Origin of the sequence: Alcanivorax sp. HI0007 (genome assembly GCF_001635525.1) — a bacterium.
Classification (GTDB): Bacteria; Pseudomonadota; Gammaproteobacteria; order Pseudomonadales; family Alcanivoracaceae; genus Alcanivorax.
Genome location: NZ_LWEJ01000055.1, coordinates 1 through 24,133, shown reverse-complemented (window position 1 = coordinate 24,133; position 24,133 = coordinate 1). Strand labels below are relative to the sequence as shown.

General features: G+C 58.0%; 22 protein-coding genes. 11 read left to right on the top strand and 11 right to left on the bottom strand.

Features of this window, described 5'->3' with window-relative positions:
- Positions 1-9: 9 nt before the first annotated feature.
- The 3 genes from A3714_RS02940 to gloB form a co-directional block, all read right to left on the bottom strand.
- Positions 10-1,803, bottom strand: a complete 1,794-nt coding sequence (locus tag A3714_RS02940; RefSeq protein ID WP_063508539.1) for an extracellular solute-binding protein — start codon at positions 1,801-1,803, stop codon at positions 10-12.
- Positions 1,804-1,819: 16 nt separating this feature from the next.
- Entirely contained in the window at positions 1,820-3,421 is a 1,602-nt protein-coding gene (locus A3714_RS02935) for a LysM peptidoglycan-binding domain-containing protein (RefSeq protein WP_063508538.1), read from the bottom strand.
- Positions 3,422-3,490: 69 nt separating this feature from the next.
- Positions 3,491-4,264 (bottom strand): hydroxyacylglutathione hydrolase, encoded by a 774-nt coding sequence (gloB, locus tag A3714_RS02930; RefSeq protein ID WP_063525632.1) that lies wholly within the window; start codon positions 4,262-4,264, stop codon positions 3,491-3,493.
- Positions 4,265-4,318: 54 nt separating this feature from the next.
- Between gloB and A3714_RS02925 the strand changes: the two genes are divergently transcribed.
- The 3 genes from A3714_RS02925 to dnaQ are packed head-to-tail and all read left to right on the top strand — an operon-like array spanning position 4,319 to position 6,292.
- Positions 4,319-5,095 carry a class I SAM-dependent methyltransferase gene (locus A3714_RS02925; protein WP_062816111.1) on the top strand — a complete coding sequence of 259 codons (777 nt, stop codon included), beginning with the start codon at positions 4,319-4,321 and terminating at the stop codon, positions 5,093-5,095.
- 4 nt (positions 5,096-5,099) lie between these two features.
- Complete coding sequence (gene rnhA, locus A3714_RS02920; protein ID WP_063508379.1) at positions 5,100-5,555, top strand: ribonuclease HI; 456 nt, start codon at positions 5,100-5,102, stop codon at positions 5,553-5,555.
- Positions 5,555-6,292 carry a DNA polymerase III subunit epsilon gene (gene dnaQ, locus A3714_RS02915; RefSeq protein ID WP_062816109.1) on the top strand — a complete coding sequence of 246 codons (738 nt, stop codon included), beginning with the start codon at positions 5,555-5,557 and terminating at the stop codon, positions 6,290-6,292. The genes rnhA and dnaQ overlap by 1 nt, the downstream gene beginning before the upstream one ends.
- 15 nt (positions 6,293-6,307) lie before the next feature.
- Here dnaQ and nhaB read toward each other — a convergent pair whose 3' ends face one another.
- Positions 6,308-7,897, bottom strand: a complete 1,590-nt coding sequence (nhaB, locus tag A3714_RS02910) for a sodium/proton antiporter NhaB (protein WP_062816108.1) — start codon at positions 7,895-7,897, stop codon at positions 6,308-6,310.
- A 497-nt stretch (positions 7,898-8,394) separates the two neighbouring features.
- Between nhaB and A3714_RS02905 the strand changes: the two genes are divergently transcribed.
- From A3714_RS02905 to A3714_RS02880, 6 genes are all read left to right on the top strand, one after another.
- Positions 8,395-10,074: a hypothetical protein gene (locus A3714_RS02905; protein WP_063508378.1), complete on the top strand. Its 1,680-nt coding sequence runs from the start codon at positions 8,395-8,397 to the stop codon at positions 10,072-10,074.
- Positions 10,074-10,880: an NAD(+) diphosphatase gene (nudC, locus tag A3714_RS02900; protein WP_231866022.1), complete on the top strand. Its 807-nt coding sequence runs from the start codon at positions 10,074-10,076 to the stop codon at positions 10,878-10,880. Before A3714_RS02905 ends, nudC begins: the two co-directional genes overlap by 1 nt.
- Before the next feature lie 12 nt (positions 10,881-10,892).
- Positions 10,893-11,540: a hypothetical protein gene (locus A3714_RS02895; protein WP_062816106.1), complete on the top strand. Its 648-nt coding sequence runs from the start codon at positions 10,893-10,895 to the stop codon at positions 11,538-11,540.
- Between the two features lie 134 nt (positions 11,541-11,674).
- A complete protein-coding gene (sohB, locus tag A3714_RS02890) occupies positions 11,675-12,727 on the top strand; it encodes a protease SohB (protein ID WP_082844625.1) in 1,053 nt (350 codons plus the stop codon).
- A gap of 169 nt (positions 12,728-12,896) precedes the next feature.
- Entirely contained in the window at positions 12,897-13,886 is a 990-nt protein-coding gene (locus A3714_RS02885; RefSeq protein ID WP_062816105.1) for a YhdH/YhfP family quinone oxidoreductase, read from the top strand.
- Positions 13,887-14,003: 117 nt separating this feature from the next.
- Positions 14,004-14,960, top strand: a complete 957-nt coding sequence (locus A3714_RS02880; RefSeq protein ID WP_063508225.1) for a zinc transporter ZntB — start codon at positions 14,004-14,006, stop codon at positions 14,958-14,960.
- Positions 14,961-14,995: 35 nt separating this feature from the next.
- On the opposite strand, the gene A3714_RS02875 is transcribed toward A3714_RS02880, so the two are convergent.
- The 3 genes from A3714_RS02875 to A3714_RS02865 form a co-directional block, all read right to left on the bottom strand.
- On the bottom strand, positions 14,996-15,487 hold the full coding sequence (locus tag A3714_RS02875; protein ID WP_062816103.1) for a DUF934 domain-containing protein: 492 nt from the start codon (positions 15,485-15,487) through the stop codon (positions 14,996-14,998).
- Complete coding sequence (locus tag A3714_RS02870) at positions 15,480-17,126, bottom strand: nitrite/sulfite reductase (RefSeq protein ID WP_062816102.1); 1,647 nt, start codon at positions 17,124-17,126, stop codon at positions 15,480-15,482. The genes A3714_RS02875 and A3714_RS02870 overlap by 8 nt, the downstream gene beginning before the upstream one ends.
- A gap of 180 nt (positions 17,127-17,306) precedes the next feature.
- A complete protein-coding gene (locus A3714_RS02865) occupies positions 17,307-17,540 on the bottom strand; it encodes a DUF2970 domain-containing protein (RefSeq protein ID WP_062816101.1) in 234 nt (77 codons plus the stop codon).
- Positions 17,541-17,741: 201 nt separating this feature from the next.
- On the opposite strand from A3714_RS02865, the gene nfuA reads away from it, so the two are divergent.
- Complete coding sequence (gene nfuA, locus A3714_RS02860) at positions 17,742-18,338, top strand: Fe-S biogenesis protein NfuA (RefSeq protein ID WP_062816100.1); 597 nt, start codon at positions 17,742-17,744, stop codon at positions 18,336-18,338.
- Between the two features lie 160 nt (positions 18,339-18,498).
- On the opposite strand, the gene A3714_RS02855 is transcribed toward nfuA, so the two are convergent.
- Both A3714_RS02855 and A3714_RS18350 read right to left on the bottom strand, forming a co-directional pair.
- Positions 18,499-19,290: a M48 family metallopeptidase gene (locus A3714_RS02855; protein WP_063525795.1), complete on the bottom strand. Its 792-nt coding sequence runs from the start codon at positions 19,288-19,290 to the stop codon at positions 18,499-18,501.
- Positions 19,291-19,565: 275 nt separating this feature from the next.
- Entirely contained in the window at positions 19,566-20,987 is a 1,422-nt protein-coding gene (locus A3714_RS18350) for a haloalkane dehalogenase (RefSeq protein WP_063509754.1), read from the bottom strand.
- Positions 20,988-21,076: 89 nt separating this feature from the next.
- On the opposite strand from A3714_RS18350, the gene A3714_RS02845 reads away from it, so the two are divergent.
- The gene (locus A3714_RS02845; protein ID WP_062816097.1) at positions 21,077-21,400 is read left to right on the top strand and encodes an SET domain-containing protein; all 324 of its coding nucleotides are present in this window, start codon (positions 21,077-21,079) and stop codon (positions 21,398-21,400) included.
- Positions 21,401-21,439: 39 nt separating this feature from the next.
- On the opposite strand, the gene A3714_RS02840 is transcribed toward A3714_RS02845, so the two are convergent.
- Both A3714_RS02840 and lon read right to left on the bottom strand, forming a co-directional pair.
- On the bottom strand, positions 21,440-22,117 hold the full coding sequence (locus tag A3714_RS02840; protein ID WP_063509755.1) for a pseudouridine synthase: 678 nt from the start codon (positions 22,115-22,117) through the stop codon (positions 21,440-21,442).
- A gap of 91 nt (positions 22,118-22,208) precedes the next feature.
- The coding region (gene lon / locus A3714_RS02835; protein WP_063527152.1) for an endopeptidase La at positions 22,209-24,133 on the bottom strand (1,925 nt) is incomplete at its 5' end.

The following is a 24,133-nucleotide window of genomic DNA, read 5'->3' as shown; positions in this document are numbered from 1 at the left end:
GACTCCTTGTTATTGTTTCATCCACCAGGTATCGAGACCCAGGCCATAGGGGATTGGTTCCGGGGGCCTGGCGAACTTGTCCCACCAGGCGATCCTGTGATGGCGGATATGATAGTTCAGTACACCGTAGTGCTGGTAGCGTAAACGACGGTCCAGCGCTTTCAAGGCAAGGGTATAGTCGGCTTCGGTATCAGCCGCCAGCGCACGTTTGGCCAGGAAGTCCACCACCGGGTCGGCAATGCCTGCCAGGTTACGGCTGCCGGAAATGTCAGCACTGCTGGACAGGAAATAGTCTTTCAGTTCCGGGCCGGGGTAGTCACGCATGGGAAGCACGAAGAGCACCACGTCGTACTGGAAATTATCCAGTTTTTCCTTGTAGGCCGAGGGGTCGACCTCCCGATAGTCGGCATCGATTCCCACGCGTTTCAGGTTGCGAAACCAGGGGGCCAGAATGCGGTAGATGCCGGGATTGTGGTAGTTGAGAACCGTAAAACGCAGCGGTTTGCCGGCATCATTCACCAGTCGGTTACCTTGCAGCTGCCAGCCGCTCTCTTTCAGCAAGGCCAGCGCTTCACGCATGCGGTTGCGAATCTGGCCGCTACCATCATTGACCGGAGGGGTAATGTCTGCGGAAAAGTAGTCCGCCGGCAGCGTCTTGCGGAAGTCCTCCAGCAAGGCCTGCTCTTCGGCGCTGGCCGGAATATCGGCAGAGTAGGGGCTATTGGGAAACCAGCTCACCGTGCGTGTGTAGGCATCGGCAAACAGGTTGCGGTTGGACCATTCAAAGTCGAACAACAGGGCGGCAGCTTCACGGACATTGGGGTCGTCAAAGGGGGCCCGCCGAGTGTTGAAGAAGAAGGCCTGCACCGGTCGAGGCACGCTGTGGGGAATTTCCGCCCGTTTCACTCTGCCATCCTTCATGGCCGCAAAGTCGAAGGCAGTGGACCAGCGTTTTGAGCTGTAGGTGTAGTGAAGGTCATAGGCACCGGATTTGAAGGCTTCGAATCCCACATCCGCATCCCGATAGAATTCGAATACCACTTGGTCAAAGTTGTACCGTCCCCGGTTCACCGGCAGGTCTTTGGCCCAGTAATCCGCCACCCTCTGGAATGTGACCTGCTTGCCGCCCTGAACGTCGGCAACCCGGTAGGGCCCACTGCTCACCGGCGCTTCCAGGGTAGACCGTTCAAAATCATGGGTCTGCCAATAATGGCGGGGCAGGATCGAGATGGCTCCCACCAGCAGAGGCAGGTCGCGGCGGCCCTCGGTAAAGGTGAACCTGACCGTGCGTTCGTCCAAGGCTTCAACGCTGGCCACATCCGCCAGGCGAAGACTGTATTCGGGGTGACCCTTTTCGCGCAGGATATTGAAGGTGAATACCACATCGTCAGCACGGATCGGCTCACCATCATGGAAACGGGCCTGGTCACGGAGGCGGAATACGCACCAGCTCCGGTCCTCGGGGTATTCCAGCCACTCAGCGATCAGACCGTAGGCGGCACCGGCTTCATCGCCCAGGGAGTTATGTGGCTGGCTGCCCATCAGCAGGCTGTCCGCCAATTCGGTCACCCCGTACATCTGCATGCCGGGGGTGTCCGCAGGGCTGCGACCCTTGAGGATATAGGGATTGAGGCTGTCGAAGGTGCCGTTGCCGAACAGGGTGATGGAGCCCCCTTTCGGGGCGTCGGGATTCACGTAGTCGAAATGGCTGAAATCGGCGGGATACTTCAGGTCCCCGAAGGGATGATAGCCGTGGCTGCGGGTTACCTCGGCGTGGCAGACCACGCCGAGGAACAGGGCCACAAGGGCAAGGAAGGGTCTAGAACGTTTTGCGAATATCAACGTAGAGTGTCAGCCGTTGCCCGGGTTGAATGTAACGATTGCTGGCAACGCGGTCGTTCCAGCTCTTGATGTCATTGACCGATACATTAAAACGGTCTGCGATGGCATACAAGGAGTCACCATTGCGAACAGCGTAGCGCAGCTTGCGGACCATCTTGTCGTTTTCCGGTGGAACGGCGCTGGCGGCCTGGCGGGATTCGCTCCACACAGCCAGGGACTGGCCGATACGCAAGCTGTCGCCGGGAGCCATGTTGTTCCACTTGGCCAGCTCTTTTACGCCCACGTTATAACGTCTGGAGATATCCCAGAGGGTATCCCCGGACTGTACCGTGTAATTGATCCGTTGCCGGCCTTTGCGCTCCCGGGACTGGTTGGCAGTCAAGCGCGCCTCTTCACTCAGGCTGTAGTCGTCATCACCGGAAGAGGGGCCCGGAATCAGCAAGGTTCGCCCGGCGATGATGGTGTTGCCGTTGAGTTTGTTGATGCTGCGCAGTACCTGGGGGGTGGTGCGGTGTTTGCGGGCAATGGCGCCCAGGTTGTCACCGGGACGAATTTCATAGCGAGCCCAGCGCATACGCTGATCTTTCGGTAATTCGGCCAGGCCAGTCAGAAAGCGTTCCTCCCGGTCTGCCGGGACCAGAAGCCGGTGAGGGCCATCCGGGGAGGTGGCCCAACGATTGTAGGCCGGATTCAGCAGGTAGAGTTCTTCCACGGAAATATCAGCCAGTCGCGCAGCCTGAGCCAGATCAATCTGGCCGCCCGTATCCACGGTGCTGAAGTAGGCCTCGTTGCGGATCGGGTGCAGGGTCACGCCGTAGCTGTCCGGGTCCTGAACGATCTGGGCAATGGCCAGAAGCTTGGGAACGTAGGCGGTGGTTTCCCGTGGCAGGCTCAGGTTCCAGAAATCCGTTGGTTTGCCGGCTTCTTCGTTGCGGCGAATGGCCCTGGATACCGTACCGCCGCCGGCATTGTAGGAGGCCAGCGCCAGCAACCAGTCACCCTCAAATCGGTCGGACAGCTGCTGAAGGTAATCCAGTGCGGCATTGGTGGACTTGAGAATGTCCCGTCGCTGGTCCTGCCACCAGGTACGCTTCATGCCGAAGTAGTCGCCAGTGGAAGGAATAAACTGCCAGGGCCCGGCGGCACGACCATGGGAATAGGCGAAAGGGTCGAAAGCGCTTTCCACGATAGGCAGTAATGCCAGCTCGAGAGGCATATCGCGGGCTTCGGCTTGCTCGATGATGTAATGCAGGTAGCGTTCGGAGCGGGTGGTGACGCGGGTGAAATACTGCGGGTGGCGGGCGTACCAGTCTCGTTGTACGCGGATACGATCGTTTTCTATCGACAGATCAAGGCCATAACCCTGTCGAAGCCTAACCCATATATCATTGTTTTCCTGCGTTTTTTCCTTTTTTCTCTCCAGAGGAGAGGGTTCTGTCATGCCGTTGGCGAGATTGACATCGTCCACCGAAGGCTCGGCGGCTGGCATGGGCGGGAGTTCATCCAGTGACTGTTTCGAGGCACAACCACTGAGGACTCCCAGGCCCACACAAAGGGCGAGAGTAATAATTCTTTTCATAAATATAACGACAGCAAAATATTTCAATCATTCTAGGGGCAGGGAAAGGGGCGCCACAAGCCGTGTCGGTCAAAAGTTGTCTTTCCAGCGACGCAAGGTGGCAAAACACTGCATATCACTGTTGCCAGCCCCGGGTTCCCGTGCCTCACAGGCATGCTTGAGGGCCGGTTCATGGGCACGCAGGAAAGGGTTGCTGCGTGCCTCTTCGGCAAGCGTCGATGGCAGGGTGATTTGCCCGGCGTCACGGGCCTCTTTTACGGCCTCAAGCCGTTGGGTCACTGCCGTGTCATCCGGCGTCACTGCGGCTGCAAAGGTGAGGTTGGCGAGGGTGTATTCGTGGGTGCAGTACACCAGGGTGGAGGCGGGCAGGCTGGCCAGACGTTGCAGTGAGCCATACATCTGCTCTGGAGTGCCCTCGAAAAGGCGACCACATCCCCCGGCGAACAGGGTGTCGCCGCAAAAAAGCCAGTTCAGGTCAGCATTGTGGAAGGCGATATGTCCAAGGGTATGGCCGGGGACTTCCATGACTCTCAAGCTGATGTCGAGTCCGGCGGGTTGAATGACATCGCCTTCAGCCAGTGGGTGGGTCATTGCGGGGATGGTTTCCCTGGCAGGCCCATACACGGGGATCTCCCGTTGCTTGAGCAGAGCCGGAATGCCGCCCACATGGTCCGGGTGATGATGGGTAATCAGAATACTGGTGAGTTGCAGACCGTTTTCCTGCAGGAACTGCTCCACCGGTTCTGCATCGCCAGGGTCCACGACCACGCAGCGGTCTTCCTGGCGAATGGCCCAGATGTAATTGTCTCTGAATGCGGGGATGGCAGTAGGGCTGGGCAACATGTCGTGCTACGCTCCTGATAAAACGGCAATCTTTTGTGGGAGTCATTGTCCGTCATGCAGCTGCCTCCACTCAACCGTATTTCCTATAACGCCTCTTCCCCGGAGCTGGGGCGCAATTTTGATAACTGGCTGGACAGTGAGCCCGGTCAGGCCTTGCTTGCAGCGGAGCGTGAAATGCTCGGTGAATGGTTGCGCAGTCAGGCGGGCCAGCGAGCGGTCGCCCTGTACAGCGGCACGGGGAGAGATTTGCTGGCGGAAAGCCCGCTGCCCTGGCAAACCAGTATTTCCACAGAGGGTTTTGGCGGCACCCGGGTTCAGGCCCGTTTGGAGTTGTTACCCTTGGCGAAGGCCAGTGTGGATCTGCTTCTGCTGCACCATGTCATGGATTTCAGCCAGGACCCCCATCAGGTACTACGGGAAGCAACGCGCAGTATCGCCCCGGGCGGCAAGGTGGCCATCATCGGCTTCCATCCGGTCAGCTTGATGGGGCTGGCACGCTGGTTTTTCTGGCGGAAACGGCCGGGCTGGTCCGGGCGGTTTTATCGCCCCAATCGTCTTACCGACTGGTTGCAGGTATTGGGATTTGAGGTCGATGGTATGGCCAGCGGCTTCTATACTATGCCGCTTTCCGGTCGCGGCCGTGAGCGTCTGCGGCTGCTGGAATGGTTGGGTAGCCTGCTTTGGCCTCGCCATGGCAATACCTATCTGCTGGTTGCCCGCAAGCGGGCCGGTATGGCCAAGCTATTGCCCAACCGGCAAAAAAGGGTGCCGCGAAATACCGTTGTCCCGGTACCGGTTGCCCGCTGGGGGCAGCAAAACAAGGAGTCCTGATTCATTGAAGCAAGTGATGATATTTACCGACGGCGCCTGCCGCGGCAATCCCGGCCCCGGTGGCTGGGGCGCCGTGCTGCGTTATGGCAGTACCGAAAAGACCCTTTCCGGTGGGGAGCCTGATACCACCAACAACCGGATGGAACTGATGGCGGCGATCATGGCCCTGGAGGCCCTGACGCAGTCCTGTGAGGTGGTGCTGACCACCGATTCCCGCTATGTCATGGATGGCATCACGCAGTGGATGGCCAACTGGAAAAAGCGGGGCTGGAAAACGGCGTCGAAACAGCCGGTAAAGAATGCGGATTTATGGCGGCGTCTGGATGCGGCCTGCAGCAAGCACACCATTGAATGGCAATGGGTGAAGGGGCACAGCGGTCACCCCGAGAATGAAAAAGCCGATGCGCTTGCCAATCGTGGCATCGATGAACTTCTCCAGAAAAAAGGAATGCCAAGCTGATGCGTCAGGTAGTACTGGATACGGAAACAACGGGTCTTGAACCCAACGATGGCCACCGGGTGATCGAAATTGGCTGTGTGGAAGTGGTCAACAGACGTCTGACCGGCAATAGCCTGCATTTGTATCTCAATCCCCAGCGAGAGATTGATGAGGGCGCCCTGGCGGTCCACGGGATCAGCACTGAATTTCTCGCGGACAAGCCGACGTTCGACAAGGTGGTGGATGAGTTTCTGGCTTTTGTGGACGGTTCGGAACTGGTGATCCATAACGCGCCGTTCGATGTGGGCTTCCTGAACCATGAGTTACGTCGCCTGGGCAGCCGTTATGGCACCATCGAGCAACGCTGTGGTGTCCTCGATACCCTGGTGATGGCACGCCAGAAACACCCTGGCCAGAAAAACAACCTGGATGCGCTGTGCCGGCGCTATGGGGTCGAGAACAGCCATCGCGAGTTGCACGGTGCCTTGCTGGATGCGGAGATTCTCGCCGACGTGTATCTGGCCATGACCGGCGGCCAGACCCGCTTGTCACTGGATGGTAGTGACGGTGCCAGCCAGGGCGGGGAAATGGCTGCTGAGGCGATTCGCCGCCTGGATGGTCAGCGCCCCGGGCTGAAGGTTGTACGAGCCTCTGACCAGGAGCTGCAACGGCATCGCGACAAGCTGGCCGCCATTGCCGACAGCAATGGTGAAACCACGTTGTGGGACCGCCAGAAGGAAGAAAGCCCGCTTCATTAAGCGGGCTTTCCGGGGTCAGTGACTCTTGTTCGGTGACAGCTGGAACTCGCTCACATCGTGGTGTTCGATCCACTCATTCTCGTAGAGGTAATCCGTGGCCGGCCCCAGTGCCATCATGGACATCAGTAAGCCGGTAATCGACATGACGATGGTGTAGGGCAGGGCCATGACCACCATTCGTCCGTAAGAGAGCCGCACAAGGGGAGCCAGCGCCGAGGTGAGCAGGAACAGGAATGCGGCCTGGCCATTGGGGGTGGCCACCGAAGGAATGTTGGTGCCGGTGTTGATTGCCACCGCCAGCAGGTCAAAAGTGTCCCGGTCGATCTCGCCTTTCAACAGTGCCTGGCCAACCTCATCCACATAGACCGTGGCCACGAAAACGTTGTCGGAAACCGCCGAAAGCACCCCGTTCGCCACATAGAATGCCGGCCCCTGGATCTGCTTCTCCAGACTCAGCACATACTCAATGACCGGGGCAAAGAGCTGTTGGTCTGCAATAACCGCCACCACGGCGAAAAAGACCGTCAGCAGGGCGGTGAACGGGAGAGCCTCCTCAAAAGCGGCGCCCAGTCGGTGTTCCTCAATGATGCCGGTAAACGAGGTAGCGAGAATAATCACCGTCAGGCCCACCAGCCCCACGGAGGCGGCATGGGTGGCCAGGCCGACCACCAGCCACACGGCGGTGAGCGCCTGTATGACCAGCGCAGCCCGATTTTGTACGGTGCGTTTGCGGTCCTGCTCCAGCGCGTACTGGCGCATAATGCCGCGCACCTTTTCAGGAATGTCCTCGCCGTAGCCGAAGCTGCCGCTGATTTCCAGGAAGACACAGGTCAGCAGGCCCATTACCAGGACAGGCAGGGTAATCGGCGCCATGCGCAGGAAAAACTCACCAAATTCCCAGCCGGCCTTGTTGGCGATAAGCAGGTTCTGGGGTTCGCCGACCAGGGTGCAGACTCCACCAAGGGCAGTGCCTACTGCAGCATGCATCAGCAGGCTGCGCAGGAAGGCCCGGAAGCGGCGCAGGTCTTCCCGGTGCAGGTCTTCGACGCTGGTATCGTCGCCATGATCATGCTTCTGCTGAAAGGTCTTGCCGGAAGCCACTTTGTGGTAGATCCCGTAGAAGCCGGTACACACCGCGATGACCACGGCGGTGACGGTGAGCGCATCCAGAAACGCGGAGAGGACGGCCGCCGCGACACAGAACAGCAGGCTCAGGCGAACCTTGGACTTCACCCCCAGAAGGATGCGAGTAAAGAGGAACAGAAGCAGATCCTTGAGGAAGAAAATCCCCGCCACCATGAAAATCAGCAGCAGCATGACTTCCAGGTTGCTTTCTACCTTGTGCAGCACGGTCTCAGCGGAAGTCAGCCCGATCAGCACTGCCTCAATGGCAAGCAGCCCGCCCGGCTGGAGCGGGTAGCACTTGAGGGCCATGGCCAGGGTGAAGATAAACTCGGCCAGCAGCAGCCAGCCTGCGACAACGGGGCCCAGTGTCAGAAAAATCAGCGGATTGACGGCCAGAAAGGCAATGATGGTGTATTTGTACCAGGCAGGGGCTTGCCCAAGGAAATTGTGCAGAAAGGCACGGCCAAGCGTGGCGGACATGGCGAAATCCTGTGCGAGGGATGAACGGAGTCGAGGCGGCCGCAATCATACGGATTTGCTGTGCCCCGGTACAGTGCAGAAAGGCAAGAAGTGGCCAGGACCATGGTCGGGATTGACAGGGTTATGGCGGGATTCGGGTTAGGGGCCGATTAAGTGCCGTTTCCAGAGTGTGGCCAGGTTAACAAATAGCCAATAAATCAGTTGCTTACAAATGAAAGTTGACGCATTGTTTGATGACGTGCAAAAGTTGATGCGCCTTTCGCGGTGGGTGTCGAAAGTGGGCTTCAGGCCTTTTCGGCCCGCCTTATTGGTAGATTCTGCCCACGCTGAACAGAGTCAATTGCGATGACTCTGTTGATGGGGAAGGGGCCTTTTTCTTGTCTGCCAAGTGGGTTTAAACCCTATGTCGACACTTCTATGATGAGAAATGCGGCGTATGCGGGGGTTGCACGGCGTACGACCGATGATAATAACAGTTGGGTGCTTGCGGAGAGTCCATGGTCGCCATAACGAATACCACCTCCCTGACTTTTCTCAAGGAAGCGATTGACGCCACCCTGACGGAAGCGGAAACCAGCCTGGAGGCGTTTTCCGACGATCCCTCCCGTCAGGAGGAGCTGGCACGGTGTGCCGAAGACTTCCAGCAATTACGGGGTATCTGCCAGGTGGTTGAGCTGCCTGCAGCGGCGCTGATGAGTGAAGAAATGGCACTCGCCGCCCGGGAGCTGCGTGAAAAGCAGTCTGATGCCCGCGTTCAGGCCCTCAGTAATGCCATTGTCCTGCTGACCCGCTATTTCGATTACGTGCAACTCAAGAACCGCACGCTGCCGGCATTGCTGATCGGCGGTATCAATGAATTACGTCGCGCTGGTGGCAAAGCACTGATTCAGGAAAGCCATTTTTTCAGTGCCAATCTGTCTCGCCCGCGCACACCGCCCGCCCCCGAGAGTGATTTGCCCCGCGCCGAACTGCCGGCCCTGGCCCGGCGCCTGCGGCATATGTATCAAACCGGGTTGTTAGGCGTACTCCGGGACCTGAATCCCTCGGTCAACCTGCGTCTGATGGGCCGCGCCATGGTGCGCCTGGATCGCGCTGCCGGCGACTGTGGCCTGAGTCGTTTCCTGTGGATTGGCCAGGCGGTGATTACGGCCATGGTGGCGGACGACATGGCCATCACCCCGGCCAGGAAGGCCTTGCTCTCCCAGTTCGACAGGCAATTGAAGAAGCTGGTTTACGGTGGCGATCAGGCGCTCAGCGAAGAAGCGCCGCTTTTGATGATCAAGGAAAGCCTCTACTTGGTGTCCCTGTCTTCTCTGAATTCCGGGGTTGTCGGGCAAGTGAAGCAGGCGTTTGCCCTGGACAGCGATGTGTCCGATGCCATCCTGCAGCGTGAATTGGCGTTGATGACCGGAGCCAGTGGTTCGGTGATCCGGTCGGTTGCCAGTGCCATGCGTGATGAAATCAGTGAACTCAAGGAAAGCCTGGATATGGCATCCCAGGGTGTGGCAGATACCAATTACCAGTCTGTGGCCGCCAGCCTTAATCGCCTCGGCAGTACCCTGGCCATGATCGGCAAGGATGATGAGGCCGGTGTCATCAAACAACAGGCCACCAAGGTCAATGACTGGCAGGCGGACCAGAATGTGGAGAGCGACGCTTTTCACTCGCTGGTGGATGACCTGCTGATGGTGGAGAACGTTGCCGCCAATCTCGAGCGCAGTATCAGCCCGGAAGATGATATCCACCGTGGCAGCAACAACAGCGGCATTTCCCTCTATCAGCTGGACGATGCCCGGATGACCGTGGTGGGGGAGTGTCGCGCCGGCCTGGCCCTGGCAAAACGCTCCATCAGCTCGTTCATGGATAACAACTGGGATGCCATGCACCTTTCCAATCTTCCGGGTACCTTCGCATCCATTGCCGGGGGGCTGATGTTCCTGGAGCTGCAGCGGGCCCGTGGTGTGACGCAGGCCTGTCATCAATATATTGTTCACCAGCTCATCGAGGGGGGCACGCCTCCTACGAGAGAGAACATGGAAACCCTCGCGGACGCTCTGACCGGAGTCGATTACTACCTGGAAAGCATGGAAGAGCAGAAGCCTATTGGTGACGGCGTGCTTGAAGTGGCCGAAGAAAGCATGAAAGCGCTGGGTTACCCGGTTGCCAAAGTGGCCTGATGCCCATGATTGATCTGTCCAGCCCCGAACCGAAGCACGCCGAGCACGCACGCTGCTATGTGATTCATGAACAGAATATCCTGATTGCTGCGGATCCGTGGCAATTACCGGTCTTACCGGCGTACATGCTGCGTCAGCATCCGCATTACTATTATCTTGGCCTCCTTAATGGTGAGCCCTGCTACGTCTGTGAGCTGAGCAACCACGAGCTCGACGACGGCTCCCTGCAACCGGTGCCGTTGCGGCGACTGATCGCCGGTGGGCTCGATGAAGCCGGGTTTACCATGGTCAGTCGGGCCCTGCAGTTCTTGAGTTGGCAGAAAAATCACAGGTTCTGCAGTCGTTGTGGTTCGCCCACCGAGCCCCATCACCGTGATCTGGCAATGACGTGCCCGGCCTGTGGCTATTTTCAGTACCCGAGAATCACGCCTTGCATCATTGCGCTGGTGACGCGCGGGGAACATGCCCTGTTGGGGCGTTCGACACGCTTCCCGGAGGGCATGTATTCCTGTTTGGCCGGTTTCATGGAAGCCGGGGAGTCCGCTGAACAGGCTCTGGCCCGGGAAGTCCGGGAAGAGAGCGGTATCGAGGTGACCAACCTGCAATATCTGAGCAGTCAGTCCTGGCCGTTTCCTCACTCCCTCATGTTGGGATTCCATGCGGATTATGCCGGCGGGGAAATCTGCATTGATGATGACGAAATTGTCGCGGCGGACTGGTTCCACTACCAGTCATTGCCGATGATACCGCCCCCGGGCAGTATTGCCCGGACACTGATTGACCATTGGGTAGCGCGCTTCCAATAAGGGATAGAATCAATGAATTACACACTCGCGCCTCTGGTAATATTTATTTTCAGCCTGGTGTTCGTATTGCTGGGCGCCTGGGTGCTGCTGCGACAGCAATGGCTGCTGCAATGGCTCAAAGGCACAGCCGGCCTGCTAATGGTGGGGCTGGCCATTTACCTCAGCCTGTTTGCCCTGAATATCTACGGTTATCGGGAATACGCCCAGGAAGTCTCCGTAGCCACAGTGAGCTTCCGCCAGTCAGGTGATCAATCCTTTATCGCCACCGTGACCCGCACGGACGGAACCACCGAAGATTTCCGCCTGAAAGGCGATCAATGGCAACTGGATGCCCGCATTATCAAGTGGAAGATGCCATTCAGCCTGCTGGGCCTGCAGCCGGGCTATCAACTGGATCGCATCTCAGGCAGATACTATGCCCTGGAGGATGAACGCTCCCGTGATCGAACCGTCTACAGTCTCCATCGTGACCCGGTGGGCATTGATGTCTGGGAAATGGCGCGAGAGGGCTGGAGCCTGCTGGTCGATGCCAGCTATGGCAGTGCCGCCTATTTGCCCATGGCTGAAGGGGCCTTGTTTGAGGTCAATGCAGGCCCCACTGGATTGGTCGCTCGCCCCATGAACGGCAGTGCCCAGCAGGCCATCTCCGGCTGGGATTGAGGTTTTCCGTCACCACAGGCCCTCCCTGTGGTGACTGCCATACCCCATTGGGGCTCTGTTAGGTAGAATCACCCCACTTCTTTTCATCTGTCGATATTGGGCAGGTGCCAATCCCACGGACAAGCAGGTAACCAGTGATCGCGTTTTTATCCGAATACGGCATGTTTCTGGCCAAGGTTGCCACCCTGGTGGTGGCAATCTTGTTTGTGATCGGCGGCATCGCCGCCACCGCGTCCCGTGGCCGGCAAAAGGCCGGCCAGGACGGGGAGCTGAAGGTGCGTCACCTCAATGAGGAATTCGAGGACCTGAAGGATTCCCTGGAGGCAGAGATTCTCCCCGAGGCCCAGCGCAAGAAAGCGCACAAGGCAAAGCGCAAACAAGAGAAACTGGAGGCCAAGCAGAAGAAAAAGGCCGGAACGGAAGACAAGGTGGAGCCGCGTCTGTTTGTACTGGATTTTGATGGCGATGTGCAGGCCAGTGCGGTGGATCATCTGCGACGTGAAATCAGTGCAGTGCTGCAGGTTGCGACCCAGAATGATGAGGTGCTGGTACGGCTGCAGAGCCCGGGTGGGCTGGTACACAGCTATGGATTGGCCGCGTCGCAATTACGCCGTATCCGCAATAGTGGCATCAAACTGACGGTCACCGTTGACGAGGTGGCTGCCAGTGGCGGTTACATGATGGCCTGCATTGCTGACCGCATTGTCGCTGCGCCATTCGCCGTCATCGGTTCCATTGGCGTGGTTGCCCAGATTCCCAACTTCCACCGGTTGTTGAAGAAAAACGATATCGACGTGGAGTTGATGACCGCTGGTGAATACAAGCGGACCATGACCATGCTGGGGGAAAATACCGAAAAAGGCCGAGCCAAGTTCCAGGAAGAACTGGAAGAGACCCACCAGCTGTTCAAGTCCTTTGTCCGCGATAACCGCCGTGGTCTGGATCTGGACAAGGTGGCCACCGGCGAGCACTGGTTCGGCTCTCAGGCCAAGGAGCTGGGCCTGGTCGATGAGATCATGACCAGTGATGAATTGTTGCAACTGCGGCAGAGTTCCCATGCACTCTATCAGGTACAGTGGGAAGCCAAGCGCAAGCTGGGAGAGCGACTTGGATTCTCCCTGGAGAGCAGCCTGCAGCGTGCTGTGGAGAAATTCTGGCACCGTGGCAGTCAGCGCCAGATTCATTAACGCTTAGCCTTAGCGAGTTATCCCGTGTTGTAGGGGCGTCGCTGGCGCCGCGATAACCCGACAGTCACGAGAGACGAGCAGCGAGTTTCGAAAACCAAAACCCGGAAGTCGGAAAAGTCAGGTTTTCGCTGCTCGCTCCCCCGTCTCTCGCAACGCAAAGGAGTCGACCATGAGTTTCCAAGCCCTGCTGACCCGCGAAACCGAGAACGGCTATGAAAACGCGGTTGAAGAACGCGAACTGGCCGATCTTGGGGAGGAGGGTGTGCTGGTGCGGGTGCACTGGTCATCCCTGAACTACAAGGATGCCCTCTCCGCCACCGGCAACAAGGGCGTCACCCGCCAGTTCCCTCACACGCCGGGGATTGACGCGGTGGGTGTGGTGGAGGAAACCTCTGACGGCCCGTTCAGTGTGGGGGATGCCGTAATCTGCACCGGTTATGACCTGGGCATGAATACGGATGGAGGTTACGGCCAGTATATCCGTGTACCGGCCGAATGGTTGGTTCCTTTGCCCGAAGGTCTGGCTCCCCGTGATGCCATGGTGCTGGGCACCGCTGGACTGACCGCAGCCCTGTGCGTGGAATCCTTGCTCGATACCGGCCTCAATCCGGATCAGGGCCCGGTGTTGGTAACCGGTGCCACCGGTGGTGTGGGGAGCATCACTGTGGCCATCCTGGCCAAGCTGGGCTTTTCCGTCAGCGCCGTCAGCGGCAAACAGGCATCCCATCAGTGGCTTCAGTCCCTGGGCGCCAGTGAGGTGATTGACCGCGACCGTTTTCTGGAAAATACCGGCAAGCCCATGCTCAAAGAACAATGGGCCGGGGCCGTGGATTGTGCCGGTGGTGACATGCTGACCACGGCACTGAAAAGCCTGAAGTATGGTGGCTCTGCCGCCTGCTGTGGTCTGGCGGCGTCCCCCAAGCTGGAAATGACCGTATTACCGTTTATCCTGCGCGGCGTGAACCTGCTGGGTGTGGACAGTGTTGAGCTGCCCTGCGAGATAAAGCAGCAGATGTGGCAGTTGCTTGCGGACGAATGGATGCCCGCGGATCTGGCCTTGCTGGAAGCGGATGAGGTAGCGCTTGATGGCGTCAATGCCTGGGTGGAAAAAATCCTTCAGGGCGGTGTTCAGGGGCGAGTCGTGGTGCGGTTGCCTTGATTCATTGATGTGGTGCCAGTGAAAGTAAAAAAGCGCGAATTACCGCGCTTTTTTATTTGTCTGACGAAATCTGCTCACGCATTCTATGGGTAACAGAACACAGGGGCATAGGCCGCAATGAGTGACAACAACTGGCTGAAAATTGCACTTCAGTTGACCGGAAACGGGGGCGCACAGCCACTGGACCCCCAGCAGCAACTGGCTGACACCACGGGTTACTGGGTTCACCTGGATTATACCCGGGAAGAGAGCGAGCAGTGGCTGCAGAACGAAGCCGTTCCCCAAGCCGTCATAGATGCCCTGACCGCCGCGGAAACCCGTCCCCGGGCATCGGAAGTCGCCGGGGGGGTGTTGGTGTATCTGCGGGGTGTGAATCTTAACCCGGGGGCACGGCCGGAGGACATGATTGCTTTGCGCATGTGGGTGTCACCGGGAGGATTGATCAGCACACAGAAGCGCACCTTGCTCAGTGTCGAGGCGGTCCGGAAGACTCTGGACAGTCAGCAAGGGCCGGAATCCATTAGTGCGCTGGTGGCAGAGTTGATCGACCAACTTATCTGGCGAATGGAAGAGGTCATTGAGAATCTTGAGCTGGAGGTGGAGGCCTGTGCCCAGCAGCTGGAGGAATCGCCCACCGCCAGCCTGACGTCACATTTGAGTTTGCTGCGTCGCCGGGCGATTACCCTGCGGCGATACCTGGCGCCACAGCGGGAAGCTCTGATCAAGCTGCAGAACGAAAGTCTCTTTGCGGCAGCCGATACCCTGTTGATCCGTGAAGCCACGGACAGGCTGCAGCGCTTGCTGGAAGATCTGGATGCGGCAAGAGAGCATGCCACGCTGCTTCAGGAAGAAGTGTTCTCGGTACAGAACGAGGCGATCAATGATCGCATGTATCTGTTGGCAATTATTTCGGCTTTATTTTTGCCGTTGGGGTTTCTCACCGGTCTGTTCGGCATCAACGTGGGCGGTTTGCCCGGTGTCGAGGATCCAAATGCGTTCTGGTGGTTCTGTTCCGGTGTCGCAGTGATTGCCCTTGGAGTGGGTGTCTGGATGCGAAAACGCCGCTGGTTGTAACCAGCGGCGTTTCAGAATCTACCGTCAGAGCCTGATCAGGCACGTCGATAAATTGGTCTCGGGTCGTTCACGTCTGCCTGGTAGGTGACGCTGAAGTCCTTGAGGCCTTGTAGTGCTTCTTCAATATTACGATCTGCACGAACCTCGAAGGCATTGAATCCGCAACGGGTCATGTAGAACAACTGGTCACGGAGTACGTCGCCAGTGGCGCGCACCTCACCGTCAAATTTGTAGCGGGTACGCAGCTCCCGGGCGTAGGAGTAGCCGCGTCCGTCCTTGAAGGCAGGGAAGTGGATTGCCACCAGCGGCAAAGCGGCAAGGTCGTCTTCAAGATCTTTCGGCTCCTCGCCGGGGGCCAGCCAAACCGCCACGTCGCCACGGGCGATCAGGGCTTCGCGATTTTCCTGCCAGTAGGCCAGCGGCACAATGATCTTGCCCTGTGCCGGGACGCCATTTTCCAGCGCATCTGTTTCCAGACGCTGCCACTGGTTGTCCACGATGGCGCCATCGATGATCAGCTTACCCATAGATGCGCTCCTTGAATGGTTCCATGCCAATCCGCTCGTAGGTGTCGATGAACGGCTCGTTTTCGAGGCGTTTTTCCACGTAGAGCTTGATGATGTTTTCTACCACATCGGTGATCTGGTCAGACTCGAAGGACGGGCCCAGTTTCTCACCCACCCGGGATTCCCTGTCACCACGACCGCCCAGGGTGATCTGGTAAAACTCCTTGCCTTTCTTGTCCACGCCGAGAATGCCGATGTGGCCAATGTGGTGATGACCACAGGCGTTCATACAGCCGGAGATGTTCAGGTCAATGGGGCCGAGATCGTGAACATAATCCATATTGTCGAAGCGGCGCTGGATGGATTCCGCCACTGGAATGGATTTGGCGTTGGCCAGGGCGCACAGATCGCCGCCGGGGCAGGCGACGATATCGGTGATCAGACCCAGGTTGGGGGTGGCGAAACCCAGGGCATCCAGGGCTTTCCACAGGTCGTAGAGATCCGAGGCAGCCACATCCGCCAGCACCATGTTCTGCTGATGGCTGTTACGCAGCACGCCGAAGCTGTACTGGTCTGCCAGGTCGGCGACGGCTTCCAGCTGCTCATCGCTGATATCGCCGGGAATCCGACCGGTTTTCTTCAGGGTCAGGGTCACCGCACGGTAACCGGCCTGTTTGTGAGCACGGGTGTTGGTGTGATACCAACGATTGAATGCCTTGTCTTCGGCCAGTTTGCTGTCCAGGGCTGCAGTGTCCACTGCCTGGTAGGCCGGAGCGGTAAAGCAGGACTGGATGCGCTCCACTTCTTCCCGGGTCAGCGTCATGGGGCCATCTTTCAGCTCGGCGAACTCCTGCTCTACCAGTTCCCGATACTTGTCGGCACCCAGGGCCTTCACCAGGATCTTGATGCGCGCCTTGTACTTGTTGTCCCGGTTACCGTACTTGTTGTACACCCGCAGGATGGACTCCAGGTAGGGCAGCAGATCCTGCCAGGGAACAAACTCGCCGATCAGCGAGCCCGTCATCGGGGTACGGCCCAGGCCACCACCTGCCCAAACCTGGAAGCCGGTCTCTCCGTCGGCACCGTGAACCAGTTGGACACCGATGTCGTGAACGCCAATCAGGGCCGGGTCCGCATCGGGCACCGCATTCACGGCAATCTTGAACTTCCGTGGCAGGTAGGCGAACTCCGGATTGAACGTGGACCACTGGCGAATGATTTCACACCAGGGGCGAGGATCTTCAATTTCCTTCGGGTTCACACCGGCGAATTCATCGGTGGTGATGTTTCGGATACAGTTGCCGCTGGTTTGGATGGCGTGCATCTGCACCTCGGCCAGCTCGGCCAGAATGTCCGGCACTTCCTCTACGGACGGCCAGTTCAGCTGAATGTTCTGACGGGTGCTGACGTGGCAGAAGCCCTTGTCATAGGTGCGCACAATATGAGCCAGACGGCGCAACTGACGGCTCGCCAGTAAGCCATAAGGAACGGATATGCGCAGCATCGGCGCATAACGCTGAATATAGAGGCCGTTCTGGAGACGCAGGGCGAGAAACTCGTCTTCGCTCAGTTCTCCAGCCAGATAACGACGGGTCTGGTCGCGATACTGCGCAACCCGCTCTTCCAGCAATCGCTGGTCATGTTCCTGATAGACGTACATGGGACCGATTCACCGTCCTTTATGCTTGAACCCGAATCCATGGCAAATCACAGATTCGGGTTAGAATTCAACAGGTAAGCGCCTCCCTCGGGGGAGGGAGAGCGGCACTCTAACAAAGCGCCCTTATAGTGAAAAGAAATATCTTGGCATATCGCTATAACGGCGGGCCATTAAAAGGGCTTACTTTGCGGCGGCGTCCAGCACCATATTGACCGTGACCACCATGCCGATGACCAGTGCCAGAACCAGCACCACATAGACACCGATATAGTTCCCGGCATCGCCCTTGGTAAAGTCGCGCTCGCGGTTTTTGGCGCTCTGGACCCCGAACAAGGCGGCCAGAATACTGCTGATGGTCTGAATCAGGGTGGGTTTCTTGTCCTGATTGGCGGGGTTGTGATGTTGCTCGGACATGGAAAATCCTGCGTTTTGGCGTTGGGCTAAACGTTGAAGCTACTGGTCCCTATTGTACGCTTGCCGGGGCCCGGGTAACAGCGCAGAAAGGCAGGGTTGAATTCGCTTCACAACAGCACCATTGCAACTGGGGAGTACCTGACTAAAATAGTCAGGAAAGCATCACCACCCCCAGGTGGCCATTCATCCCGAACAGGAATCATGATGGCAGAGCAGTTGATCAACATTACCGAAACCGCCCAGGACTACTTGCGTGACCTGTTGGGCAAGCAGGATCAGGGCAACATCGGCGTGCGCATTTTTGTAGAGCGTCCGGGTACCCCCCATGCGGAGTGCTGCATGGCTTACTGCCCGGAGGGTGAGCAGGAAGAGAGCGACGTTCGCTATGACTACGAGGGCTTTCATGCCTGGGTGGAAGGCAAGAGCGTGCGCTACCTGGAAGATGCGGTGATCGACTACAAGAAAGACAGCATGGGCGGTCAGCTCACCTTCCGCGCCCCGAAATCCCGGGTGCCGGACATCAGTGAAGATGCCAGCATCGAAGAGAAGATCAATTACGTGCTCTATGCCGAGATCAACCCCAACTTGGCGGCCCACGGCGGTAGCGTCCAGCTGCTGGAGCTGACCGAGGATAACGTGGCGGTGCTGGAGTTCGGTGGCGGCTGCCAGGGTTGCTCTGTGGTCGACGTAACACTGCGAGATGGCGTGGAGAAGACCCTCAAAGAACGCGTGCCGGACCTGACCGGTGTCCGCGACAAGACCGACCACTCTGTCACGGATAACGCTTACTACAGTTAAAAGTGGCAAGTTCAAAGTTGTAACACGAGTAAGGCGATTCAATAGCCCGAAAGCAAAAAGGCCGCGCCCAAAGTCTGGACGCGGCCTTTTGCATTTCAGGACAGAGTTAACCTGTCCCGCGCGCTATTAACTATTCACTGTTAACGGTTAATTGCTTTCCTCACCCACACTGCGGTTTACGACCCGCAGCCTGGGCCTGCTGATACAGCGGCATCACTTCCGGTATGCGCGCGCGCAAACCTTCAATCCGGGTGGAATTGGACGGGTGAGTGGACATGAATTCCGGTGGCTCGTTACCCCCATTGGCAGCGGCCATGTTCTGCCACAGGCCCACGCTCTCACGGGGATCGAAGCCGGCCTGGGCCATCAACTGCAGGCCAATGATATCGGCTTCGGCTTCATGCTTGCGGCTGAAGGGCAGGGCGAGACCGTATTCTGCGCCCACACCCAGGGCTGCCATGATTCCCTGTTTAGCGGCGCTGTCCTGGCCCGCCAGGGCGCCCAATAGCTGCATGCCACTTTGGGTGGCATATTGCAGGGACATGCGCTCGTTGGAGTGCTGCGCTTGCACATGACCAATCTCATGGCCGATCACAGCCGCAAGCTGACTCTGGTTATCGGCCACTTTGAGCAGCCCGGTATGAACGCCGATCTTGCCACCGGGCAGGGCAAAGGCATTGGCACTGTCTTCCTGGAATACGGTCACTTCCCACTGCTGACTCCCCCCTAGGGTGCTGGTGATGGCATTGCTGACGCAAAGGACATAATTCACTTCACGGCTGTTCTTGCTCTGGGGCTTTTCTTGCTTCATCTGGGCGTAGGCGGTGCTCCCCATCTCATCCATCTGGTCCGCTGGCATCAGCAGGAACTGGTTGCGTCCCAGTGGTGAGGTGGCGCAGGCCAGCAGACCGGCGGTGAGGACGGAAACCGTGATCAAACGGCGACATTTCATTGTTCAGTTACTCCCATTCCCGCAGAAAACGGCGGGATACAAACATAAGCCAGCCTGCCTAGCCGGCGCTTCCGGGGAAGATGATAAGGCCAAACAGGGAAATTTCCCATGGTGCCGGGAGCCAGCATCAGCCCGAAGCCGGTAAAACCGGCTGATACCAGCAGGCCTGCAGCAGATGATATTTGGCCAGATTGCAGGCATGACATCAGCCTCTCCCGATGGTGCGGATCGATATACCTTTCTGTGGGGCGGCCGTTTGCCGGTATCAGGGATTCTCATGGGGTATGTCCTGCTGTGGTTCGCTCCTGCTCCAGTAATTGCTGTTTCAACTCTGCGCCCCAGTAAAAGCCGCCCGCACTACCATCGGCACGGGTAACCCGGTGGCAAGGTACCAGTATTGCCAGGCGGTTCTTGCCCACCGCTTGCCCGACAGCCCGCGCCTGGCTGCCTATTTGCCGGGCAATGTCACCATAGTGCCGGGTGCTGCCGGCGGGGATGTCGAGCAAGGCGTGCCAAACCTGACGCTGGAATGAGCTTCCGCACAGATGCAATGGGGCGTGCGAGGTGCCCGGGTTTTCCAGGGCCGAGAGCAGTGCAGGGGTCGGCTGCTCGTTAAGGCACGCATCCTGAAAGCGCTGCTTCAATCTGGTCACAGCGTCGTCCTTGTGGTCACAGAAATCGAAATGGATCAAGCCATGAGGCGACTCGGCGACCAGGGCGTTGCCGTAACCGCTTTCACCGTAGTACCAGGTTAGTGAATCCGCATAATCATCGGACTGATAAATGCGGTGAGCGGCTGACGCGGGCGGTTGCCCAGTGTCAGTTTGTGCAGGGGGTTGAAGCCATTGCCCGATCGCCTCAGCGATGGCCTTGGGGTTATCTTCCTGCACATAGTGTAGTCCGCGTCCGCAATCGGAAATATCCAGATTGGGGATCTGGTCCAGCAACCAACGGATTCGAGCCGGGCCGAGTACTGCGCCAGGGCGAAAACGCAATAAAAGCATGGGCTGCGACATGCGTCTGAGGCCCATTTCAATCTGCTCGATGGCTTGCCAGGTTTCATCCTGACGATCATTGATCGGCAACTGGTTGGGCCAGACATACACCGGATAGCGGGACTCGCGCTGACGAAAAGGACGTTGATAGATACGTCTGACACTGCGTGGCAGATGGCGGATAACCCCGAAGGGCAGCACCATCCTGACAAACAGGTTACGGTTGATGATCAGAAACCGGCCCAGCCGTTCCTGCCGAAAGGCAAAGAAAACGGGCCGCAAGGGCAGGGGTAATTCATCCCAGTCAAAGGTGAACGGGAAGGTTTCCATAAAACACAGACGGCTGACCTTCCCGGGATGCTGTTGAGCCAAACGGAAGCCCAGCGGACCGCCCCAATCGTGCAGAACCAGGGTGATATCGGTGAGTGCCAGGGCGGCAACGAACTCTTCCAGGTACTGGTAATGGGTGAGAAAGCGGTAATCCAGGTCGGGCTGGTCACTTTTGCCGAAACCGATCAGGTCCAGGGCAATACAGCGGTATTTGCCGCGCAGGGGTTTGATGACATTACGCCACAGATAACTGGATGTGGGGTTGCCATGGATGAACAGAATAAGCGGTCCTTCACCTTCATCGATGTAATGCAGGCGATGCCCATTCAGCGTGACGAAACGTGACTCAAATGGAAAATCCGCAAAACCCATGACATGCATCCCTTGCATCGAATTTTTCAACTGTTAGCGCTTTTCTGGCAAGATGCCATGGCCGTGTTATCAACGTAAAGTGCAAAAAAATGCCAAAACCCTACCTGCGTGACGATTTACTGGAAGTGCGCCGAAGCGCAGTCCATGGCCGAGGCCTCTTTGCCAGCCTGCCGATCAAGAAGGGGACCGAGCTGGGTCTGTGTAAAACCAAGCCTGCCAAAAAAGATGGCCCCTATGTGTTATCGCTGGATGACGAGGGCAATGAGCGCTACCGGGTGCTGTGCGATCTGCGTTTCATCAACCACGGCAAGAAGCCCAACGTAGCTTACTATGACGACCTGACCGTGGTGGCACTCAAGTCCATCAAGCCCGGCGAAGAGCTGCTCCACGACTACGGCGACGATTGGGATTAACCGCAGGAGCTATGCGTAGGGTGCACCGATTGGGTCGCCTCAGAACGGGCAGGGCGAGGTGAATTCCTGCCAGAGCCCGGTCAGCGGGTGGTTGAAGGCCAGCCACTGGGCGTGCAGCAGCAATCTCGGGCTTAGTGCTTCAACCTCCGGCGGCGCATACATGTCGCAGCCGATGATGGGGTGGCCAAGCTCCCGGCAGTGAATACGCAGTTGATGGCTGCGGCCGGTGACCGGACTTAACGCCAGCCGCGTGCGGTTGTGGACTTCGTCCCGTTCCAGCACCTGGTAATGGGTCAGGGCGGGCTTACCGGTCTCGTAGCAGACTTTCTGCAGCGGACGGTTGGGCCAATCCGCGATCAATGGCAATTCGATGCTTCCCTGATCCTTTTCGACCAGACCGTGTACTACTGCCTGATAACGTTTCTTGACGGTCCTTTGCTGAAACAGTCGGCTCAGTTGGCTTTGTGCCTGACGGGTCAGGGCGAACACCATGATGCCGGAGGTATCCAGATCCAACCGGTGTACCAGTCGTATATCCGGATCCTTGATCGCCAGCCGTCTAACCGCACAATCCTTATTTTCCGGTGCCCGCCCGGGCACACTCAACAGATAGGCTGGTTTGTTGATCAGCAGAACATGATCATCCCGGTATATTGTGCCGACCCGCTCATGGCAGGTGGGCACAATATAGTAGGGTTTGTCGGCGAGGGAACTCATGAGGCAATTCGCCGTAGGGAGTCGCAAGTGTCGAGTGACGAAGCACCGGCCCGGTTTTGCCTTTCGCTATGCATTACTCGCTTCTCGCCACTTATTTTCCCCAGAGAATCGCAAACACGTCGTCATAACGGCTGGCGAAGTGCACGGTGAGGCCGGCTTTCAGATACTGGGGCAGCTCATCGAAATCACGTTGGCAAGCGTCCGGAAGGATTACCTCACGGATACCCACCCGCCGGGCGGCGATGACTTTCTCGCGGATGCCTCCCACGGCCAGTACCTGACCGGTGAGGGTCAGCTCGCCGGTCATGGCGACCTTGCGGGGCAGACGCTTTTTCAGTAACAGAGACAGCAGGGCAGTGGCCATGGTAATGCCTGCACTGGGGCCATCCTTGGGAGTGGCTCCCTCCGGCACATGAAGGTGAATGAAGGCCTCATCCAGCTGCTCCTCGCTGAGACCGTAATCCTTCAGATGGCTGGCCACGTAACTATAGGCAATCTCCGCGGACTCCTTCATCACATCGCCCAGCTGGCCGGTGAGTTTGAAACCGCGCTGTTTGCTGTGGACCAGGCTGGCTTCCACCGAGAGGGTGGCGCCGCCCATGGAGGTCCAGGCGAGCCCGGTGACCACTCCGACACCACGTTGGGTTTTTTCCGTCTGGAAGTAGGGCTGGCCCAGAAAATCCGCCAGGTTCTTGCCGGTGATACTCAGTTTCTTTTCCCCGGCGAGCAGTTTGACGGCCGCCTTGCGGATAATCTTGTTGAGCTGCTTCTCCAGGTTTCGAACCCCGGCTTCGCGTGCGTAGCCCTCGACAATTTGCCGAAGTGCACTGTCGCTGATGCGAAGTTGTCCCGATTTTACGCCGGCACGTTCAAGGGCCCGGGGCCACAGATGCTGGCGAGCAATTTGCACCTTCTCTTCGGTGATGTAACCGGACAGACGGATCACTTCCATGCGATCCAGCAACGGCCCCGGAATACTGTCCAGCGTGTTGGCAGTACAGATAAACAGGGCGTGGCTCAGGTCCAGCCGTTCATCCAGGTAGTGGTCGAGAAAGTCCTGGTTCTGTTCGGGATCCAGTACTTCCAGCAGGGCCGAGGCCGGGTCACCCTGAAAAGACTGGCCCAGTTTGTCCACCTCGTCGAGCATGATCACCGGATTGGCGGTGCCGGCTTCCTTGAGTGCCTGCACCAGTTTGCCGGGCATGGCACCGATGTAGGTGCGCCGGTGGCCCTTGATCTCGGCCTCATCGCGCATACCGCCAAGACTGAAACGATAGAACTGCCGACCGAGGGCATCGGCTACGGATTTGCCGATACTGGTCTTGCCCACACCAGGCGGGCCCACCAGCAGAATGATGGAGCCTTTCACTTCACCACGCAGGGCGCCGACGGCCAGGAACTCGACAATACGGTCCTTTACATCATCCAGACCACTGTGGTGCGCTTCGAGAATGCGGCGGGCGTGTTGCAGATCCAGGTTGTCGTCACTGTACTGCCCCCAGGGCACACTGGTGAGCCAGTCCAGGTAGTTGCGGGTAACGCCATATTCCGGGGAGCCGGTTTCCAGCACCGATAGTTTCTGTAACTCGTCCTCAAATCGCTTCTGTACCGATTCCGGGGGAGCCAGCGCGCTCATGCGCTCACGGAACTCCTCGGCTTCGGCGGTTTTGTCGTCCTTGCTCAGGCCCAATTCACGCTGGATGATCTTAAGCTGCTCGCGCAGGAAAAACTCACGCTGGTGCTGACTGACTTTCTCGTTCACCTCTTCGGAGATCTGGCTTTGCAGGCGAGCGACTTCCAGTTCTTTTTTCACCAGGGTGAGCACTTTTTCCATGCGTGGTTTCAATGGCACGGTTTCCAGAATGGCCTGGAGCTCCGAACCATTGGCACTGGTCAGTGCTGCGGCAAAGTCGGTAAGCGGTGACGGTTCGCTGGGGGAAAAGTTCTGCAGATAGTGCCTCAGCCCCTCATTGTAGAGAGGGTTCAACGGCAGCAGTTCACGAATGGTATTGATGA

Coding starts and splice junctions, on each gene's coding strand:
- A3714_RS02935 (WP_063508538.1), bottom strand. CDS start 3,421: ATGAAAAGAATTATTACTCTCGCCCTTTGTGTGGGCCTGGGAGTCCTC.
- gloB (WP_063525632.1), bottom strand. CDS start 4,264: ATGTTGCCCAGCCCTACTGCCATCCCCGCATTCAGAGACAATTACATC.
- A3714_RS02925 (WP_062816111.1), top strand. CDS start 4,319: ATGCAGCTGCCTCCACTCAACCGTATTTCCTATAACGCCTCTTCCCCG.
- dnaQ (WP_062816109.1), top strand. CDS start 5,555: ATGCGTCAGGTAGTACTGGATACGGAAACAACGGGTCTTGAACCCAAC.
- nhaB (WP_062816108.1), bottom strand. CDS start 7,897: ATGTCCGCCACGCTTGGCCGTGCCTTTCTGCACAATTTCCTTGGGCAA.
- A3714_RS02905 (WP_063508378.1), top strand. CDS start 8,395: ATGGTCGCCATAACGAATACCACCTCCCTGACTTTTCTCAAGGAAGCG.
- nudC (WP_231866022.1), top strand. CDS start 10,074: ATGCCCATGATTGATCTGTCCAGCCCCGAACCGAAGCACGCCGAGCAC.
- A3714_RS02895 (WP_062816106.1), top strand. CDS start 10,893: ATGAATTACACACTCGCGCCTCTGGTAATATTTATTTTCAGCCTGGTG.
- A3714_RS02885 (WP_062816105.1), top strand. CDS start 12,897: ATGAGTTTCCAAGCCCTGCTGACCCGCGAAACCGAGAACGGCTATGAA.
- A3714_RS02880 (WP_063508225.1), top strand. CDS start 14,004: ATGAGTGACAACAACTGGCTGAAAATTGCACTTCAGTTGACCGGAAAC.
- A3714_RS02875 (WP_062816103.1), bottom strand. CDS start 15,487: ATGGGTAAGCTGATCATCGATGGCGCCATCGTGGACAACCAGTGGCAG.
- A3714_RS02870 (WP_062816102.1), bottom strand. CDS start 17,126: ATGTACGTCTATCAGGAACATGACCAGCGATTGCTGGAAGAGCGGGTT.
- A3714_RS02865 (WP_062816101.1), bottom strand. CDS start 17,540: ATGTCCGAGCAACATCACAACCCCGCCAATCAGGACAAGAAACCCACC.
- nfuA (WP_062816100.1), top strand. CDS start 17,742: ATGATGGCAGAGCAGTTGATCAACATTACCGAAACCGCCCAGGACTAC.
- A3714_RS02855 (WP_063525795.1), bottom strand. CDS start 19,290: ATGAAATGTCGCCGTTTGATCACGGTTTCCGTCCTCACCGCCGGTCTG.
- A3714_RS18350 (WP_063509754.1), bottom strand. CDS start 20,987: ATGGGTTTTGCGGATTTTCCATTTGAGTCACGTTTCGTCACGCTGAAT.
- A3714_RS02845 (WP_062816097.1), top strand. CDS start 21,077: ATGCCAAAACCCTACCTGCGTGACGATTTACTGGAAGTGCGCCGAAGC.
- A3714_RS02840 (WP_063509755.1), bottom strand. CDS start 22,117: ATGAGTTCCCTCGCCGACAAACCCTACTATATTGTGCCCACCTGCCAT.